This window comes from Acidovorax sp., from assembly GCF_022763525.1.
GTDB lineage: Bacteria > Pseudomonadota > Gammaproteobacteria > Burkholderiales > Burkholderiaceae_C > Acidovorax.
The window spans coordinates 1-16,799 of the sequence record NZ_JALEGG010000220.1; the positions used below are offsets into that span (position 1 = coordinate 1).

Below are 16,799 nucleotides of genomic sequence, written 5' to 3' on the forward strand. Positions count from 1 at the left end.
CGGAGAAGATGGACTCTTCGGCACTGACCACATCAACGTGGATGGTGTTCATCATTGCTCCTAGGAAAAGGTGGGTTGCTTGATTGCAGAAGGCCGGGCCGCAACGGGCGGCCCGGCCGCCGGCTCATCAGGCCACCTTCTTGGCCTTTTCGAAGGCTTCGTCAATGGTGCCCACCATGTAGAACGCTTGCTCTGGCAGGTGATCGCATTCGCCGTTCACGATCATCTTGAAACCACGGATGGTTTCGGCCAGGGGAACGTACTTGCCTGGGGAGCCCGTGAACACTTCGGCCACGTGGAAAGGCTGCGACAGGAAACGCTGGATCTTGCGAGCGCGGGCCACAGCCAGCTTGTCTTCAGGCGCCAGTTCGTCCATGCCCAGAATGGCGATGATGTCGCGCAGTTCCTTGTAGCGCTGCAGCGTACCCTGCACGGCGCGGGCCGTGGTGTAGTGGTCTTCGCCCACCACGTTCGGGTCCAGCTGGCGGCTGGTGGAGTCCAGCGGGTCCACGGCGGGGTAGATACCCAGCGAGGCGATGTCACGCGAAAGCACCACGGTGGAGTCCAAGTGGGCGAACGTCGTGGCAGGCGAGGGGTCGGTCAAGTCATCCGCTGGCACGTACACGGCCTGGATGGAGGTGATCGAACCCACCTTGGTGGACGTAATACGCTCTTGCAGGCGACCCATTTCTTCGGCCAGCGTCGGCTGGTAGCCCACGGCGGAAGGCATACGGCCCAGCAGAGCGGACACTTCGGTACCGGCCAGCGTGTAACGGTAGATGTTGTCCACGAAGAACAGCACGTCACGGCCTTCGTCACGGAACGACTCGGCGATGGTCAGGCCGGTCAGGGCCACGCGCAGACGGTTGCCTGGAGGCTCGTTCATCTGGCCGTACACCATGGCCACTTTGGACTCGCCCAGGTTCTCCAGATTCACCACGCCGGAATCGGCCATTTCGTGGTAGAAGTCGTTCCCTTCACGGGTCCGCTCGCCCACACCAGCGAACACCGACAGACCCGAGTGGGCCTTGGCGATGTTGTTGATGAGTTCCATCATGTTCACGGTCTTGCCCACACCGGCGCCACCGAACAGACCCACCTTGCCGCCCTTGGCGAACGGGCACACCAGGTCGATCACCTTGATGCCGGTTTCCAGCAGCTCTTGCGAAGGCGACAGTTCGTCGTACGCAGGGGCCTTGCGGTGGATGGAAGCCGTCAGCTCCTGGCCGACGGGACCACGTTCGTCGATGGGGTTGCCCAGCACGTCCATGATGCGGCCCAGCGTCGCCTTGCCCACGGGCACGGTGATGGGGTTGCCGGTGTTGGTCACCATGATGCCGCGGCGCAGGCCGTCGGAAGAACCCAAGGCAATGGTACGTACCACGCCGTCGCCCAGCTGCTGTTGCACTTCCAGCGTCAGGGCCGAGCCTTCGAGCTTCAGGGCATCGTAAACCTTGGGCATTTGGTCGCGTGGGAACTCAACGTCCACCACGGCGCCAATACATTGAACAATCTTGCCTTGCACTTGAGCCATTTTTTGCTCCAATAATGTTGTCTGTCGGGCTGCTTAAACCGCAGCGGCGCCTGCCACGATTTCGGACAGTTCCTTGGTGATCGCTGCCTGACGCGTCTTGTTGTAGACCAACTTCAACTCGCCAATGACGCTGCCCGCGTTGTCGGTGGCGGCCTTCATGGCCACCATGCGAGCCGATTGCTCGGACGCCATGTTTTCAGCAACCGCCTGGTAGATCAGCGACTCGACGTAGCGGACCAGCAGCTCATCGATCACGCTCTGCGCGTCGGGCTCGTAGATGTAGTCCCAGCCGTGCTCGGTCTTGTCGGCTTCCATCTGCGCGGAGGACAGGGGAAGCAGTTGCTCCACCACCGATTCCTGCTTCATGGTGTTGATGAACTTGGTGTAGCTCAGGTACACCGCGTTGATCTTGCCTTCCGCATAGGCGTCGAGCAGCACCTTGACGGGGCCGATCAGCTTGTCGAGATGGGGCGTGTCACCCAGGCCTGTCACGTGCGAAACCACCTTGGCGCCGACACGGTTCAGGAAACCCAGGCCCTTGTTGCCAATCGCCACGGCTTCCGTCGACACGCCAGCGTTTTGCAGCTCACGCAGCTTGGTCGTCACCGCACGCAAGACGTTGGTGTTCATGCCACCGCACAGACCCTTGTCCGTGGTGATGACGATGACGCCAGCGGTCTTGGCATCGTTCACTTTCATGAACGGATGCACGTACTCCGGGTTGGCCTTGCCGAGGTTGGCTGCAATGTTGCGGATCTTCTCGCTGTAGGGGCGGGCAGCCCGCATCCGGTCCTGCGCCTTGCGCATTTTGGATGCGGCCACCATTTCCATGGCTTTGGTGATCTTCTTGGTGTTCTCCACCGATTTGATCTTGCCGCGTATTTCCTTGCCTGCTGCCATGATGGCTCCTCGTCCGGTTTAAGCGAACGACTTCTTGAACGCGCCGATGGCAGCGGTCAGTTCGGCTTCAGCGTCCTTGTCCATGGCCTTGGCCTGCTCCAGCTTGGCCAGCAGTGCGGCATGGCTGGTCTTCAGGAACTGGTGCAGACCGTGTTCGAAGTCGAGCACCTTCTTGACGTCGACGTCGTCCATGAAGCCCTTGTTCACCGCGAACAGCGTGGCAGCCATCAGCGAGATGGGCAGCGGGCTGTACTGGGCTTGCTTGAGCAGTTCGGTCACGCGGGCGCCGCGGTCCAGCTGCTTGCGGGTGGCTTCGTCCAGGTCGGAAGCGAACTGCGCGAACGCAGCCAGTTCACGGTACTGGGCCAGATCGGTACGGATACCGCCGGACAGGTTCTTCACCAGCTTGGTCTGGGCAGCACCACCCACGCGCGACACCGAGATACCGGCGTTGATGGCGGGACGGATACCGGCGTTGAACAGGCTGGTTTCCAGGAAGATCTGGCCGTCGGTGATCGAGATCACGTTGGTCGGAACGAAGGCGGACACGTCGCCAGCTTGCGTTTCGATGATCGGCAGTGCGGTCAGCGAACCGGTCTTGCCCTTGACTTCACCCTTGGTGAAGGCTTCGACGTAGTCGGCGTTCACGCGGGCTGCGCGTTCGAGCAGGCGGCTGTGGAGATAGAACACGTCGCCAGGGTAGGCTTCGCGGCCTGGTGGACGGCGCAGCAGCAGCGACACTTGGCGGTAAGCCACGGCTTGCTTGGACAGGTCGTCATAAACAATCAGGGCGTCTTGGCCGCGGTCGCGGAAGTACTCGCCCATCGTGCAGCCGGAGTAGGCCGACACGTATTGCATGGCAGCCGATTCGGAAGCCGATGCGGCCACCACGATCGTGTATTCCATGGCACCGGCTTGTTCCAGTGCGCGCACCACGTTCTTGATCGACGAAGCCTTCTGGCCGATGGCGACGTAGATACACGTCACGCCCTGGCCCTTCTGGGCGATGATGGCGTCGATGGCCACAGCCGTCTTGCCGGTCTGGCGGTCGCCAATGATCAGCTCGCGTTGGCCACGGCCCACAGGCACCATGGAGTCGATGGACTTCAGGCCGGTCTGCAGAGGCTGGTCCACCGACTTACGGGCGATCACGCCCGGAGCGACCTTTTCGATCACGTCGGTCAGCTTGGCATTGATAGGACCCTTGCCGTCGATCGGCTGACCCAGGGCATTCACCACGCGGCCAATCAGTTCGGGGCCCACGGGCACTTCCAGAATGCGGCCCGTGCACTTGACGGTGTCGCCTTCGGAGATGTGTTCGTATTCACCCAGAATCACGGCGCCGACGGAGTCGCGCTCCAGATTCAGCGCCAGACCGTACGATGGCTGGCCGTCCTTGGTGGCGGGAAACTCGAGCATTTCACCCTGCATCACGTCCGACAGGCCGTGAACACGCACGATACCGTCCGACACGGACACCACGGTGCCCTGGTTGCGGATGTCGCTGCTGGCGGCCAGGCCTTCGATGCGGCTCTTGATGAGTTCAGAAATTTCTGCGGGATTGAGTTGCATGACTCTTTCCTTCTTTCTTTGGTTCGCTGCACTCGCCGCTTTACGCGGTGAGGGCCGCTTTCATTTGTTCAAGACGGGCCATGACCGAGGTGTCCAGCACCTCGTCACCCACGACTACGCGAATGCCACCGATCAGGGACTCGTCCAACTGAACGGTAAGGTTGAGCTTGCGGCCAAAGCGCTTTTCAAGCGCGGCGCCAACCTCGGCCAGCGCCGCGGCATCCATCGGGAAGGCGCTGTGCACGACAGCATCCGACGAGCCGCTGCGGCGATTCACGAGAGCGCGGAATTGCACGGCGACTTCCGGCAGCGCATTGATGCGTCCGTTGTCGATGACCGTGCGCAAGAAGTTCTTGGCCGTATCGGACAAGGCCGAACGCGCTACTCCCGTGAAGACGGCAAACACCTGGTCCGCAGTCACCTTGGGGTTGTCCGCCAGCTGGCGCAACTGGGGGTTGGCGGCAATGGCCGCCAGTTCATCAACCCAGTCAGCGGTGCTGGCCAGGTCCATGCCTGCACCCGCAGTGGCGGCCTTGAACAGGGCATCGGCGTAGGGGCGGGCAATGGTGGCGAGTTCAGCCATGGTTGTCCCCTTACAGCTCGGTCTTCAGGCGGTTGAGCAAGTCGGCGTGAACGCCGGCATTGACTTCCTTGCGGAGAATCTGCTCTGCACCCTTGACAGCCAGCGCAGCGACTTGCTCACGCAGGGCTTCGCGGGCTTGCACCGTTTGCTGTTCGGCTTCGGCACGTGCGGATGCAACGATCTTGTTGCCTTCCTCCGTAGCGCGTGCCTTGGCTTCTTCGATGATGGCCTGGGCACGGCGGTCGGCGTCCGCAAGACGCGAGGCGGTTTCGTTGCGTGCCTGCGACAATTCCTTCTCGACGCGCTGGTTGGCAGCGGTCAGTTCGGATTTGGCACGGTCGGCAGCAGCGAGGCCTTCGGCGATTTTCTGGGCTCGTTCATCCAACGCCTTCGCGATCGGGGGCCACACGAATTTCATCGTGAACCACACCAGGATCAGGAAGACGATGGCCTGAATGAACAGGGTCGCGTTGATACTCACGGCAACACCTTTCTAGAGTGGCGTTGAGTGGGATTACTTGGGCAGGTTGGCCAAGAGCGTGGAAACGAAGGGGTTAGCGAAGGCGAACAGCAGAGCGATAGCCACGCCGATCAGGAAGGCAGCGTCGATCAGACCGGCCAAGATGAACATCTTGGTTTGCAGTTCGTTCATCAGCTCAGGCTGGCGAGCCGAAGACTCGAGGTACTTGCCGCCCATCAGTGCGATACCGATGGAAGCGCCGATAGCGCCGAGGCCAACGATCAGACCACAAGCCAGAGCGACGAGACCGAGAATGTTTTCCATGATGACTCCTGAGTTAAAAAAAGAAAGGTTGAAAAGGAAAGAGAAACGAAAACGAACGGGAACCGTTTAGTGCGCGTTGTGCGCCTGACCGAGGTAGATCAGCGCAAGCATCATGAAGATGAAAGCTTGCAGCGAGATCACCAGAATGTGGAACAGCGTCCAGATGGTGCCAGCGATAACGTGGCCCACAGGCAGCAGCACACCCGACAGCGACAGTGCAGCCGCGCCGCCCATCAGGGCGATCAGCATGAACACCAGTTCGCCAGCGTACATGTTGCCGAACAACCGCATGCCATGCGACACGGTGTTGGCGACATATTCAATGACCTGCATGAGCAGGTTCACCACGCCCAGGATCAGGGCGAAGATGGGATTCTTGCTGGTGCCGAACGGGGCCGACACGAGTTCGTGCGCCCAGCCGCCGGCGCCCTTGATCTTCACGCTGTACCAGAAGCGCAGGATCAGGATGGCGAATGCCAGGCCCAATGTGGTGGACAGATCGGCCGTGGGCACGACGCGCAGGTAAGCGTGGTGTGGGTCGTGGCCAGCGGCGCCGTAGATCTTGGCCCAGATGGCGGGCAGAAGGTCCACCGGCAGCATGTCCATGAAGTTCATCAGGAAGATCCAGACGAACACCGTAAGACCCAGAGGGGCGATGAACTTGCGGCTTTCGGCATTGTGGATGTTGGCCTTGGCCTGGTTGTCCACCATCTCGACCAGCATCTCCACAGCCGCCTGGAAGCGGCCGGGCACGCCGGAGGTGGCCTTACGTGCAGCAGACCACAGGATCAACAGCGTGAGGGCACCCAGAACCAAACCGATGACGATCGAGTCATAGTTGATGACCGTGAAATCGACGATCTTGGTCTGGTTGACGTTCTGAAGATGCTGCAGGTGGTGAACGATGTATTCACTTGCAGTCGGAGCGTGCGCTTCTGCGGCCATCGGACAACTCTCTTGTAACTATCAATCGGTTTTTCGAACACCAGGCCGCACCAGCAGCGCCACCCAGTACGTTTTCATTGCGATCACCATGCCCACCAGCAAAGCGATCCAGCTCAAGTCCGGCACGAGCCGGGGCGCCGCTGCAAGCAGCAGCACCGTCAAGACAATCTTGGCGATTTCCCAGCCAAAGAACCCCACCATGGCGGCTCGCGGATTGGCAGATGCCTTATGCCGCAGCACACCGCGCGCAAACAAGGCGGCAGGAGCCACCACCGCCAGGGCACCGTACGCTGCAGACCAGCCCACCTGCGCCCTGCCCGTCAAAAGCCAGGCCACCAGGGCCACCAGCATTCCGACGAGTGCCTGACCCGCCACCACCTTCCACACAGAGATGGGAGGATTGCGACTGCGCCACTGCTCGGCCTCTTGGGGAGTCAGGGGCTTGAAGTCAGATTCTTCAGCCTCAGTTTCCGTCTCAGGCGCGATTGTTTTCATGTTTGAATGCCGCCCGCGTTACAGACCGAAACTTTCACAAAGCCTCTAATTATAAGTAAAAACCCATGGGGATCAGCAAAGACCTGCAATTGCGCACCGAAACGGGTGGGCGCCCATACCGCTGGGCAGGCTTTCTGCCAGCGATCGCGCACGCCCAAAGTGCACGGATGCACCATTGCAGCGCGTGGCTGCCCCCCGCAGGGCCGGCTTGTCCCCATCCCATTGGCGCACAATGGGAAAGATTTTTTGCTATTGAATTTGAAGCACCATTCACCATGACCTCGCCCTTCCCGCCGCCTGCCAATGGCCATGACATTCCACAGCCCAGCGGCTCGCGCCAGGATTCGCTGATCGAATATCCATCGAAATTCCCCATCAAGGTCATGGGAGCCAAGGTAGATGGCTTCGTGCATGCCGTGACCGAGTTGGCCCGCCAGTTCGACCCCAGCTTTGACGCCAGCACCATTGAACTGCGCGACAGCCGTGCCGGCAATTACCTCGGAGTAACCATCACCATCACGGCAACCAGCCGGGAGCAGCTCGACAACCTGTACCGGGCCCTGTCGTCGCACCCCATGGTCAAGGTGGTTCTGTAGCCACGGCCCCCCCAGCGAGACCATGACCATTGACATTCGCATGCTGGGCCCGGTGGACTACGCCGCGACGGTTCAGGCCATGCAGGACTACACCGCCAGCCGCGACGCCAACAGCCCCGACGTGCTATGGATTTGCGAGCATTTGCCGATCTTCACGCAAGGCGTTGCGGGCAAGAGTGATCACGTCCTTCGGGCCGGTAACATTCCCATCGTGGCCACCAATCGGGGCGGGCAGGTGACATTCCACGGCCCCGGGCAGGTGGTGGCCTATCCGCTGGTGGATCTTCAGCGCGCGGGCTACTTCGTCAAGGAATACGTCTACCGTGTGGAGGAGGCCGTGATCCGCACCCTGGCGCACTTCGGCGTCACCGGCCACCGCGTGGGCGGTGCGCCGGGCATCTATGTGCGGCTGGACGATCCGCGCAGCCACGCCCTGCTGCCGCAGCGTCCGCAAAAACGCGTGGGTACCGCGGCGCCCGTGCCGGATTTCGAGGGCCTGGGCAAGATTGCGGCGCTGGGCATCAAGGTGAGCCGGCATTGCACCTACCACGGCGTGGCCCTCAACGTGGCGATGGACCTGGAGCCCTTTGACCGCATCAACCCTTGCGGCTACGCAGGCTTGCGCACGGTGGACCTTTCTACAATCGGGGTCCAAACCACCTGGGAAGAAGCCGCGCAGGTGCTGGGCCAGCAGCTCAGCATCCGGTTGGCGCCCTGAACCTGCCTACACGCCATGAGCACCCCTGAAGTCGTCCGCGAAGCGCAATCCACCGAAGCCTACAACCCGCTGGCCAAGCAAAAAGCGGCAGCCAAGCTTTCGCGCATTCCGATCAAGGTCGAGCAGGGCGAATTGCTCAAGAAGCCCGAATGGATCCGCGTGAAGGCCGGCAGCCCCACCACGCGCTTCTACGAGATCAAGGAGATCCTGCGCGAGCACAAGCTGCACACTGTGTGCGAGGAGGCCTCCTGCCCCAACATCGGTGAATGCTTTGGCAAGGGCACGGCCACCTTCATGATCATGGGTGACAAGTGCACGCGCCGCTGCCCCTTCTGCGACGTGGGCCACGGCCGCCCCGACCCGCTGGACAAGGACGAGCCGCTGAACCTGGCCAAGACCATTGCCGCGCTCAAGCTCAAATACGTGGTGATCACCAGCGTGGACCGCGACGACCTGCGCGACGGCGGCTCGGGCCATTTTGTGGAGTGCATCCAACGCATCCGCGAGCTCTCGCCCAGCACGCAGATCGAGATCCTTACGCCCGACTTCCGCGGCCGCGATGACCGCGCGCTCGAAATCCTAAAAGCCGCGCCGCCCGACGTGATGAACCACAACCTGGAAACCGCGCCGCGCCTTTACAAGGAAGCGCGCCCCGGCTCCGACTACCAGTTCAGCCTGAACCTGCTCAAGAAGTTCAAGGAACTGCACCCCAACGTGCCCACCAAGAGCGGCATCATGGTGGGCCTGGGCGAGACGGACGAAGAAATCCTGCAGGTGATGCGCGACATGCGGGCGCACAACATCGACATGCTGACCATCGGCCAGTACCTGGCACCCAGCAACAGCCACCTGCCGGTGCGCCGCTACGTGCACCCCGACACCTTCAAGATGTTCGAGGAAGAGGCCTACAAGATGGGCTTCAGCCACGCCGCCGTGGGTGCCATGGTGCGCTCCAGCTACCACGCGGACCAGCAGGCGCACGCCGCCGGCGTCTAGGCCGCAACCTCCCAACTAGCCCCATGGACGCGCTGTCGGGCTCGCTCTCGCTGCGAAGCTACGGCGCGTCGCCCGGCAGCCACAGCCACGCGCATTTCCAGATCCTGCTGGGCCTGTCGGGCGCGCTGGAACTGGAAATTGAAGGCCGCGGCCTGCGCGTGGGGCCGGGCGGCGGCTGCGTGATCGCCCCCGGCGATCGGCACGACTTTGCGTCCGCCCGCGGCAGCCTGTGCCTGGTGCTGGACAGCAGCCACCCCGACTGGGCCCGCAGCATCGCGCGCAGCGCGAGCCACGCCACCCTCCCCGCCCCAGCCCTGCCGCTGGTGCGCTATCTCGCCACCGCGCTGCAGCAGGGCCATCCGCTGGCACAAGCGCACGGCCCTGCATTGCTGCGTGAAGCCTGGCTGGCCGCCGGCGACCCGCATGCGCCAGCAGCGGTGACCACCAGCGCCGCGCGCCGCCGCCCCATCGACTGGATGGCGCTGGAGCAATGGGCCGCGCAGCAGTGGCACACACCTCTCACAGTAGCCGACCTGGCGCAGCGCGTGCACCTGAGCCCCAGCCAGTTCGCCGCGCGCTGCCGGGACGACCGGGGCGTGAGTGCGATGGCCTGGCTGCGGGGCCTGCGGCTGGAACAGGCCCGGCTGCTGCGCGACAGCGGCCTGGCCGTGGCCGAGGTGGCCCGGCGCACGGGCTACCGCTCGCCGTCCGCGTTGACTGCAGCACTGCGGCGCGCAGGCCGCTGATTCCGCGTTCACGGTACCGCGTTTTTGCGACGACACACCGTCGCCCCGCGATGGCGCGCCCCCTTATCCTCGACAGGATGAAAGCCAACCTCTACGCCCTGGGCGCCATCGCGCTGTGGGCCTCGCTGGCCTCGCTGGGCGTGTCGCTCACGCACGTGCCGCCGTTCCTGCTCACGGGCATTGCGCTGGTCATCGGCAGCGTGCCGGCTTGGCCGCTGGTGACGCGCGACCCGGCGCAGTGGCGCGTGCCGATGCGTACGCTGGCGCTGGGCGTGTACGGCCTGTTTGCCTACCACTTCCTGCTGTTCATCGCGCTGCGCCACGCGCCAGCAGTAGAGGCGAATCTGGTCAACTACCTGTGGCCGCTGCTGATCGTGGTGCTGTCGCCCGTGCTGCTGCCAGGCGTGCGGCTGCGGCCGGCGCATGTGCTGGCCGCACTGCTGGGCTTTGGCGGGGCCGCCATCGCCATCGTGGGCGGGCGCGAGCTCAGCGGCGAGCTGGCCTGGGGTTACCTGCCCGCGCTGGCGGCCGCATTCATCTGGGCCAGCTATTCGCTGCTGACCAAGCGCGTGGCGGCGTTCCCGACCACGGCCATCGGCCTGTTCGGGCTCGTGTCCGGCGTGCTGTCGCTGCTGTGCCACTGGGCGCTGGAGCCCGCCGCCACGCTGCAGTGGCGCGACTGGGGCCTGCTGGCGCTGCTCGGCCTGGGGCCGCTGGGCGCGTCGTTTTTCATGTGGGACAAGGCGCTGAAGCTGGGCGATGCGCGGCAGATTGGCATCCTGAGCTACATCACTCCGCTGGCGTCCACCAGCTTGCTGGTGCTGGTCAGCGGGCGGCCGTTCAGCAGCAGCATCATCATCGCCACGGCCATGATCCTGGGCGCCGCCGTGCTGGGCATGCGCGCGCGCTGAAGCCCGCCTCCCACCCTGCGCATGACCGCTCCTCGACCTTTCTCCCCGACCCTGATCGCGCCCGGCGCGTTCGTGCTGATCTGGTCCACCGGCTTCCTGGTGGGGCGCGGCGTGGCCGCGCACGCCGATCCATTCTGGTTCCTGGCGGCACGCTTTGCCTGCGTGGCACTGGCGTTCTGCGCGGCAGCGGCCTGGGCACGCGCCGCCTGGCCGCGGGGTCTGCGGCGCAATGGGCTGCACCTGCTGGCGGGCGCTTTGATGAGCGGCATCTACCTGGGCCCCAGCTGGTGGGCCATGGCGCGCGGCATGCCGGCGGGGGTGATGGCGCTGATCGGCTCGCTGCAGCCGCTGTTCACCGCGCTGGTGGCCGTGCTGTGGCTGCGCCAGCATCTGCCGGCACGCACCTGGACGGGTCTGGCGCTGGGCTTTGGCGGGGTAGCGCTGGTGTTGGCGCCCCGGCTGGCGGCGGCCGACGCTGCAGCCCTGCAGTGGCCGGTGGTGCTGGCGGCGGTGGGCAGCATCCTCTCGCTCACGCTGGGGTCGATGGTGCAGAAGTCTCGCTGGCTGGCGCACGATGATCTGCGCAGCGCGAGCGCGGTGCAGAACCTCGGCGCGGTGGCCGTGTTGCTGGCCATGGCGCTGGCCGTGGGCATTCCCCGCTGGGATGGATCGCCCGCGCTGTGGGGCTATCTGGCATTCGCCGTGGCCGTGCTGTCGCTGGGCGGGGCCACGCTCTTGATCTGGCTGATGCGCCGGGGCGAGGCCACGCGCACGGCGGCGCTGCTGCTGGCCGTGCCGCCGCTGGCGGCGCTGGAGGCCTGGGTGATCTTTGGTGAAACGCTGGCGCCGATGCAGCTGCTGGGTTTCGTGCTGGCGATGGCCGGGGTGGCGCTGGCGCGGCGCTGACCGCATTTGCATCCAAATGGCCGCTAGCGCCTTACAAACAAGCGCTGGCAGCTATAAATTCAGTAGCAAATTAACCAAAAGATCCGTCAGAGGCCGGCCGGTTCAAGGGCGCATCGCCCTCCAGCACCTGCTGGGCCCAGGGTGAAAGCTTGCGTGTATCGGCGCGCAACACCTCCTGCTTGATCGCCAGGATCTGGGCGGGGTGCATGGAAAAGCTGCGCAAGCCCAGGCCCAGCAGCAGGCGTGTCATGGTCACGTCGCCGGCGGTTTCGCCACAAACGCACACGCTCTTGCCCTGGCGCGCGCCCTCGGCGATCACGTCTCCCACGAGACGCAACACGGCCGGGTGCAGCGGGTCGTACAGATGGGCGACGGCTTCGTCGGCGCGGTCGATGGCCAGCGTGTACTGGATCAGGTCATTGGTGCCGATGGACAGGAAGTCGAAATACTTGAGGAAGGTGCGCACCATGAGCGCGGCCGCGGGCACCTCGATCATCGCGCCCAGTTGCACGGGCCCGTAGGGTTCGCCGCGCGCGTCCAGCTCGCCACGCGCCAGATCGACTTGCGCCAGGGTCTGCTGGATTTCGTGCGTGTGCGCCAGCATCGGGAACAGCAGGTTCACCTTGCCGTGCGCAGCCGCCCGCAGCACGGCACGCAGCTGGGTGCGAAACATGGCCGGGTCGGCCAAGCTCCAGCGAATGGCGCGCAGGCCCAGGGCGGGGTTGAGGTAGCTGTCCTTGTGGCTCTTGTGGTCCAGCGGCTTGTCGGCCCCCACGTCGATGGTGCGGATGGTGACGGGCAGGCCCTGCATTCCATCCAGGGCTTCGCGGTAGGCGCGGTACTGCTCGTCTTCGCCGGGCAGGTTGCCGTTTCTGCCCATGAACAGGAATTCGCTGCGGAACAGCCCCACGCCCACGGCCCCGGCACGCACGGCGGTGGCGGCATCGCCGGGTTGCTCGATGTTGGCCAGCAGCTCGATCTTGTGGCCGTCGAGCGTGACGGCGGGCGTGTGGCGCAGCCGCGCCAGCCGCTCGCGCTCCAGCGCCACCTGGCGCTGGCGAAAGCCATATTCGGCCAGGATGATGGGCGACGGGTCCACGATCATCACGCCTGCATCGCCGTCGATGATGACCCAGTCGTCTTGCCGCACCAGCTGGCTCGCGGCGCGCGCGCCCACCACCGCGGGGATGTCCATGCTGCGCGCCACGATGGCAGTGTGCGACGTCTTGCCGCCCACGTCCGTCACGAATCCGGCAAACACGCTTTGCTTGAACTGCAGCATGTCGGCCGGCGAGAGGTCGTGCGCCACGAGCACCAGAGGCACGTCCACCGTGTCGTCCAGCAGCAGGTCTTGCTGGGTCTTGCGGCGCGGGCTGCTGGGGGGCGGCGCCACGGGGCTGGACACGCCCTTCATGTAGCGCAGGATGCGCTCTACCACCTGTTCCAGGTCGGCCTTGCGCTCGCGGAGGTACTCATCCTCCATTTCATCGAACTGGCGCGCCACGACTTCCAGTTGGGTGGTCAACGCCCATTCGGCGTTGTACAGGCGCTCCGTGATCCAGTGCTTCACGCCACCCGTGAGGGCCTCGTCCTGCAGCAGCATCAGGTGAACGTCCAGCAGCGCGGTGAGTTCATGGGGGGCGTCCGCGGGCATGTCGGCCTGCAGGCGCTGAAGCTCCTCCATCACCGCATTGCGTCCGTGGCGCACCCGCTCGATCTCGGCCTCGACCTGGTCGGGCTTCACAAAGTAGTGCGCCACGTCCATCCGGCTGGAGGCCACCAGCACAGCGCGCCCGATGGCAATGCCCCGGGCAACGGCGAGACCATGGACGGAAAAGGTCATGGTTTTGCCGCCGGGCCGCCCCAAGGCGAAACGCAACCCCCGTGGGGGGCAGGGAACGACACGCAGTGCGCGACCGTGGGGGCCAAAGGTTTTGCCGCCGGGCCGCCCCAAGGCAAAACGCGGCCCCCTTGGGGGGCAGGGAGCGACACGCAGTGCGCGACCGTGGGGGCCATCACTCACCCTCACCAAACTTGTCGGCAATCAGCGCCAGCAGGGCATCCATTGCCTCTTGCTCGCGGTCGCCATGGGTTTCCACTTCCACCTCGGTGCCCATGCCGGCGGCCAGCATCATCACACCCATGATGCTCTTGGCATTGATGCGACGGTCGCCGCGGCTCATGAAGACATCGCACGGAAAACTGCCTGCCAGCTTGGTGAGCTTGGCGGATGCGCGGGCATGCAGGCCCAACTTATTGCTGATGGTGGTACGCGTCTTGATCATTTCGGTTGCGGGTGTTCTGGTTCTGCGGAGCGGAGATGGCCACCTGCATCACGCCCTGGGTGCCTCCCACCACGGCCCGTGCGACCACCGAATCGAGGGCTTCGTGGCGGTAGCTCACTGCGCGCAGCAGCATGGGCAGGTTGACACCGGTCACCAGGCGCGAGCGCACGTTTTCGATCACGCGCTGGGCAACATTGCAGGGCGTGGCGCCAAACACGTCGGTCAGCACCAGCGTCGAATCGGCGCCCAGATGCTGCAGCAAGATGCGGGCCTGCGCCAGCGACTCCTCGGGAGGCTGGTTGGGCTGCACATCCAGCGCGGCCACGCTGTCCCCGCAGTCGGGGAACACGTGCAGCGCGCACGCGCGCAGCGCATGGGCCAGCGGTGCGTGGGCGATGATGAGGATGGAGGTGTTGGTGCTCATGGGGCAGAGGTTTGCGGCACATTATGGCGCCGCCCCCGCCACAGGAACCACGCGTAGGCGCCAGCGTTGCACGCCAGGAACATCGCCATGGCCGCCTGGAACGCCTGCACCGTGGGCAGGCCTGCAGCGGCAAACGCATCCACAGACAGCCCGATGCCCCACTGCACCACGAACACACCGGCAAAGATCACCAGGTTGTAGGCTGACAGTGCGCGGCCGGCGAGCGACTGCGCAAATGCCATCGCCACCGCTGGCTGCGACAGCGAGACGAACGTGCACGACACGCAAAAGAGGGCCCATGCACCGCCGCCAGCGCGTGGACCGGCCAGGACAATGCCCGCCAGCACCACCAGGCACAACGGCAGGCCCGCCGCCATCAAACGATCCGCCCCCAGCCCCTTGCGCAGCAGCCACGGATTGACCATGCCCCAGGTCCAGAACGTGCACAACATGGCCACGTTGATCCAGAAAAGGCCCGTGGCCGCCTCCAGCGGTGTGTAGCCCGCCACCCGCTGCATCCAGGGGCCCGCCCACAGCGTCTGCACGGCCACCATGCCTCCGTACACAAAGAACCCCAGTGGCGCCAGGCGCTGGAAGTACGGGTGGCGCCACACCACCGCATACCCAGCAGGCACGGCCGCGTCACTGCGGTCGGCAGCAGCCTTGGCGTCTGCGCCAGCACCGCCGCCAGCGCCCGGCGTGGCCGCGCCCCAGCCCGGCACCCAGGCCGCAATCACCACCATCGACACCGCGATCAGCGCCGCCAGTCCCCAGAACAGCGGCCGCCAACCCACGAGCGGCAGCGCCCATTGCACCGGCAACGTGGAAGCCACCATGCCGAGCGATCCCGTCATCAGCATCCAGGAATTGGCCCGCATCTGCGCCGTGGGCTCGAACCACCGCCGATAGCCCGTGAGTGGAGCCATCAGGCAGGCGCTCACGCCCGCGCCACAGAGCACGCGCCCCGCCAGCAGGCCGGAAAAACCCGTCGCCACCGAGAACACCAGGCTGCCCACGACGGCCACCCCCAGGAAACCCAGCGCGACCTTGCGCGGGCCATGCCGGTCGAGCCAGGTGCCCAGCGGCAGTTGCGTGGCCGCAAAGCCCAGAAAGTACCCGCCCGCGAGCAGGCCCAGGTCGCTGGCCTGCAGCGAAAACTCCTGCGCCAGCGTGGGTGCCAGGGTGGCCGTGACGGCTCGCACCAGCGCCGACAGGAAGTACGCAAACGCAAAGGCCAGGAAGACGATCACCGCCGCCCGGCGGGGCAGCACCGCGGGCCACGTCATGGGAGCACGATTCCTGCGAAGAACTGGTCGGCCAGCTCGGGCCGTGGCTTGCCCGTGTAGACCACGGCGTGGTACAGCCGCATCTGCGGCCCCGCCGCACGTGCGAACCACACTCCTTGCGCAAACACCGCGCTGCCATCGCCGCGCTGGCCCTGCACCACGGTGCGCACCGATTGCGGCAGGGGCAGCGCACCCTTGGGTGCAAAGGGCGTGTCCACCGCCGTGGCTGCGGCGCCCGCGCCAAGGTTGGCGAGCACGGCGGCCCGCCAGTGCCGCAGGGCGGTGCCTGCCTGGGCAGGGTCGGCCAGGGCCGTGTGCGAGACGGCCCACAGGGCGCCATCGGCCTCGCAGCCCGTCATGGCCAACTCAGCGGGGGAGCCCGCCAGCTCCACCGTTCGCGTCGCTTGGTCGGGCTTGCAGGGCAGCAGGATGGTGATGCCGGCCTCGGGCAAAGGCACGCTGCGCCAGTTCAGCGCCGGGCTGCATGCCACGAGCAGCCACAGCAGCGCCAGGGCCGCAGCCCGGGTAGGTGTCCAGTTCATCGGACGATTATCGGCATAGTGACCCAGATCAACCGGCAGCGCCTTCAACGAGCGAACTTTTGCTCACCAGGCGGACTCCACTCCGGGGTTGCCCCCAGCGGCCTGCGGCTGCAGGTTGCAGCGGGGTGGTGGCAGCCGGTCCGGCACAATGCCGGTAGCGGGCCGGCGTGCCCGCAGGGCGGCAGTTTCAGGATGAATGGAAAAGTCATGGCGATCAAGCATTGGGCAGCGGGAATGGCGGTGGCGGCGTTTGCGGCCGTGGGTGCCTATGTGTACCTGGATACGGGCCGCGCACAGGCACCCGAATCCACCTTTGTGCTGCTGGACGGCTCCCGCCAGTCCACCGCCGACCTGAAGGGCAAGGTCACCCTGGTGAATTTCTGGGCCACGAGTTGCACCACCTGCGTGGCCGAGATGCCCGAGATCATTTCCACCTACCAGAAGTACCACCGCCAGGGCTTCGACACCCTGGCCGTCGCCATGAGCTACGACCCGCCCAGCTATGTGGTGAACTTTGCCGAAACCCGCAAGCTGCCCTTCAAGGTGGCCATCGACAACACCGGCAACGTCGCCAAG

General features: G+C 65.0%; 20 protein-coding genes. 7 read left to right on the forward strand and 13 right to left on the reverse strand.

Annotated elements, in window-relative coordinates; translation table 11 throughout:
• Positions 1-127 precede the first annotated feature (127 nt).
• From atpD to MRY84_RS17225, 8 genes are all read right to left on the reverse strand, one after another.
• The gene (gene atpD / locus MRY84_RS17190) at positions 128-1,534 is read right to left on the reverse strand and encodes a F0F1 ATP synthase subunit beta (RefSeq protein ID WP_015012215.1); all 1,407 of its coding nucleotides are present in this window, start codon (positions 1,532-1,534) and stop codon (positions 128-130) included.
• A gap of 33 nt (positions 1,535-1,567) precedes the next feature.
• Entirely contained in the window at positions 1,568-2,434 is an 867-nt protein-coding gene (atpG, locus tag MRY84_RS17195; RefSeq protein ID WP_291506923.1) for a F0F1 ATP synthase subunit gamma, read from the reverse strand.
• A gap of 18 nt (positions 2,435-2,452) precedes the next feature.
• Entirely contained in the window at positions 2,453-4,006 is a 1,554-nt protein-coding gene (gene atpA, locus MRY84_RS17200) for a F0F1 ATP synthase subunit alpha (protein ID WP_291506924.1), read from the reverse strand.
• A 40-nt stretch (positions 4,007-4,046) separates the two neighbouring features.
• Positions 4,047-4,589 (reverse strand): F0F1 ATP synthase subunit delta, encoded by a 543-nt coding sequence (locus MRY84_RS17205; protein WP_291506925.1) that lies wholly within the window; start codon positions 4,587-4,589, stop codon positions 4,047-4,049.
• Between the two features lie 10 nt (positions 4,590-4,599).
• Positions 4,600-5,070 carry a F0F1 ATP synthase subunit B gene (locus tag MRY84_RS17210; RefSeq protein ID WP_007847746.1) on the reverse strand — a complete coding sequence of 157 codons (471 nt, stop codon included), beginning with the start codon at positions 5,068-5,070 and terminating at the stop codon, positions 4,600-4,602.
• Positions 5,071-5,103: 33 nt separating this feature from the next.
• Positions 5,104-5,373 carry a F0F1 ATP synthase subunit C gene (gene atpE / locus MRY84_RS17215; protein WP_291484027.1) on the reverse strand — a complete coding sequence of 90 codons (270 nt, stop codon included), beginning with the start codon at positions 5,371-5,373 and terminating at the stop codon, positions 5,104-5,106.
• A 66-nt stretch (positions 5,374-5,439) separates the two neighbouring features.
• Positions 5,440-6,318: a F0F1 ATP synthase subunit A gene (atpB, locus tag MRY84_RS17220; protein WP_291506926.1), complete on the reverse strand. Its 879-nt coding sequence runs from the start codon at positions 6,316-6,318 to the stop codon at positions 5,440-5,442.
• 21 nt (positions 6,319-6,339) lie between these two features.
• Positions 6,340-6,813, reverse strand: coding sequence for an ATP synthase subunit I (locus tag MRY84_RS17225; RefSeq protein WP_291506927.1), 474 nt, complete (start codon positions 6,811-6,813; stop codon positions 6,340-6,342).
• 275 nt (positions 6,814-7,088) lie between these two features.
• Between MRY84_RS17225 and MRY84_RS17230 the strand changes: the two genes are divergently transcribed.
• The 6 genes from MRY84_RS17230 (at position 7,089) to MRY84_RS17255 (ending at position 11,686) form a co-directional block, all read left to right on the forward strand.
• On the forward strand, positions 7,089-7,409 hold the full coding sequence (locus MRY84_RS17230; RefSeq protein WP_291506928.1) for a DUF493 family protein: 321 nt from the start codon (positions 7,089-7,091) through the stop codon (positions 7,407-7,409).
• A 22-nt stretch (positions 7,410-7,431) separates the two neighbouring features.
• Positions 7,432-8,127 carry a lipoyl(octanoyl) transferase LipB gene (lipB, locus tag MRY84_RS17235; RefSeq protein WP_291506929.1) on the forward strand — a complete coding sequence of 232 codons (696 nt, stop codon included), beginning with the start codon at positions 7,432-7,434 and terminating at the stop codon, positions 8,125-8,127.
• Between the two features lie 15 nt (positions 8,128-8,142).
• Positions 8,143-9,123 carry a lipoyl synthase gene (gene lipA / locus MRY84_RS17240; protein WP_291506930.1) on the forward strand — a complete coding sequence of 327 codons (981 nt, stop codon included), beginning with the start codon at positions 8,143-8,145 and terminating at the stop codon, positions 9,121-9,123.
• Positions 9,124-9,146: 23 nt separating this feature from the next.
• Positions 9,147-9,869 (forward strand): AraC family transcriptional regulator, encoded by a 723-nt coding sequence (locus tag MRY84_RS17245; RefSeq protein ID WP_291506931.1) that lies wholly within the window; start codon positions 9,147-9,149, stop codon positions 9,867-9,869.
• Positions 9,870-9,946: 77 nt separating this feature from the next.
• On the forward strand, positions 9,947-10,780 hold the full coding sequence (locus tag MRY84_RS17250; RefSeq protein ID WP_291506932.1) for a DMT family transporter: 834 nt from the start codon (positions 9,947-9,949) through the stop codon (positions 10,778-10,780).
• A gap of 21 nt (positions 10,781-10,801) precedes the next feature.
• Entirely contained in the window at positions 10,802-11,686 is an 885-nt protein-coding gene (locus tag MRY84_RS17255) for a DMT family transporter (protein ID WP_291506933.1), read from the forward strand.
• Positions 11,687-11,756: 70 nt separating this feature from the next.
• On the opposite strand, the gene ptsP is transcribed toward MRY84_RS17255, so the two are convergent.
• From ptsP to MRY84_RS17280, 5 genes are all read right to left on the reverse strand, one after another.
• On the reverse strand, positions 11,757-13,529 hold the full coding sequence (ptsP, locus tag MRY84_RS17260) for a phosphoenolpyruvate--protein phosphotransferase (protein WP_291506934.1): 1,773 nt from the start codon (positions 13,527-13,529) through the stop codon (positions 11,757-11,759).
• Between the two features lie 172 nt (positions 13,530-13,701).
• Positions 13,702-13,971, reverse strand: coding sequence for an HPr family phosphocarrier protein (locus tag MRY84_RS17265; protein ID WP_291506935.1), 270 nt, complete (start codon positions 13,969-13,971; stop codon positions 13,702-13,704).
• On the reverse strand, positions 13,940-14,395 hold the full coding sequence (locus MRY84_RS17270; protein WP_142149096.1) for a PTS fructose transporter subunit IIA: 456 nt from the start codon (positions 14,393-14,395) through the stop codon (positions 13,940-13,942). Before MRY84_RS17270 ends, MRY84_RS17265 begins: the two co-directional genes overlap by 32 nt.
• Positions 14,392-15,681 (reverse strand): MFS transporter, encoded by a 1,290-nt coding sequence (locus MRY84_RS17275; RefSeq protein WP_291506936.1) that lies wholly within the window; start codon positions 15,679-15,681, stop codon positions 14,392-14,394. The genes MRY84_RS17270 and MRY84_RS17275 overlap by 4 nt, the downstream gene beginning before the upstream one ends.
• Positions 15,678-16,223, reverse strand: a complete 546-nt coding sequence (locus MRY84_RS17280) for a hypothetical protein (RefSeq protein WP_291506937.1) — start codon at positions 16,221-16,223, stop codon at positions 15,678-15,680. Before MRY84_RS17280 ends, MRY84_RS17275 begins: the two co-directional genes overlap by 4 nt.
• A gap of 207 nt (positions 16,224-16,430) precedes the next feature.
• Between MRY84_RS17280 and MRY84_RS17285 the strand changes: the two genes are divergently transcribed.
• On the forward strand, positions 16,431-16,799 hold a 369-nt coding region (locus tag MRY84_RS17285; protein WP_291506938.1), incomplete at its 3' end, for a TlpA disulfide reductase family protein.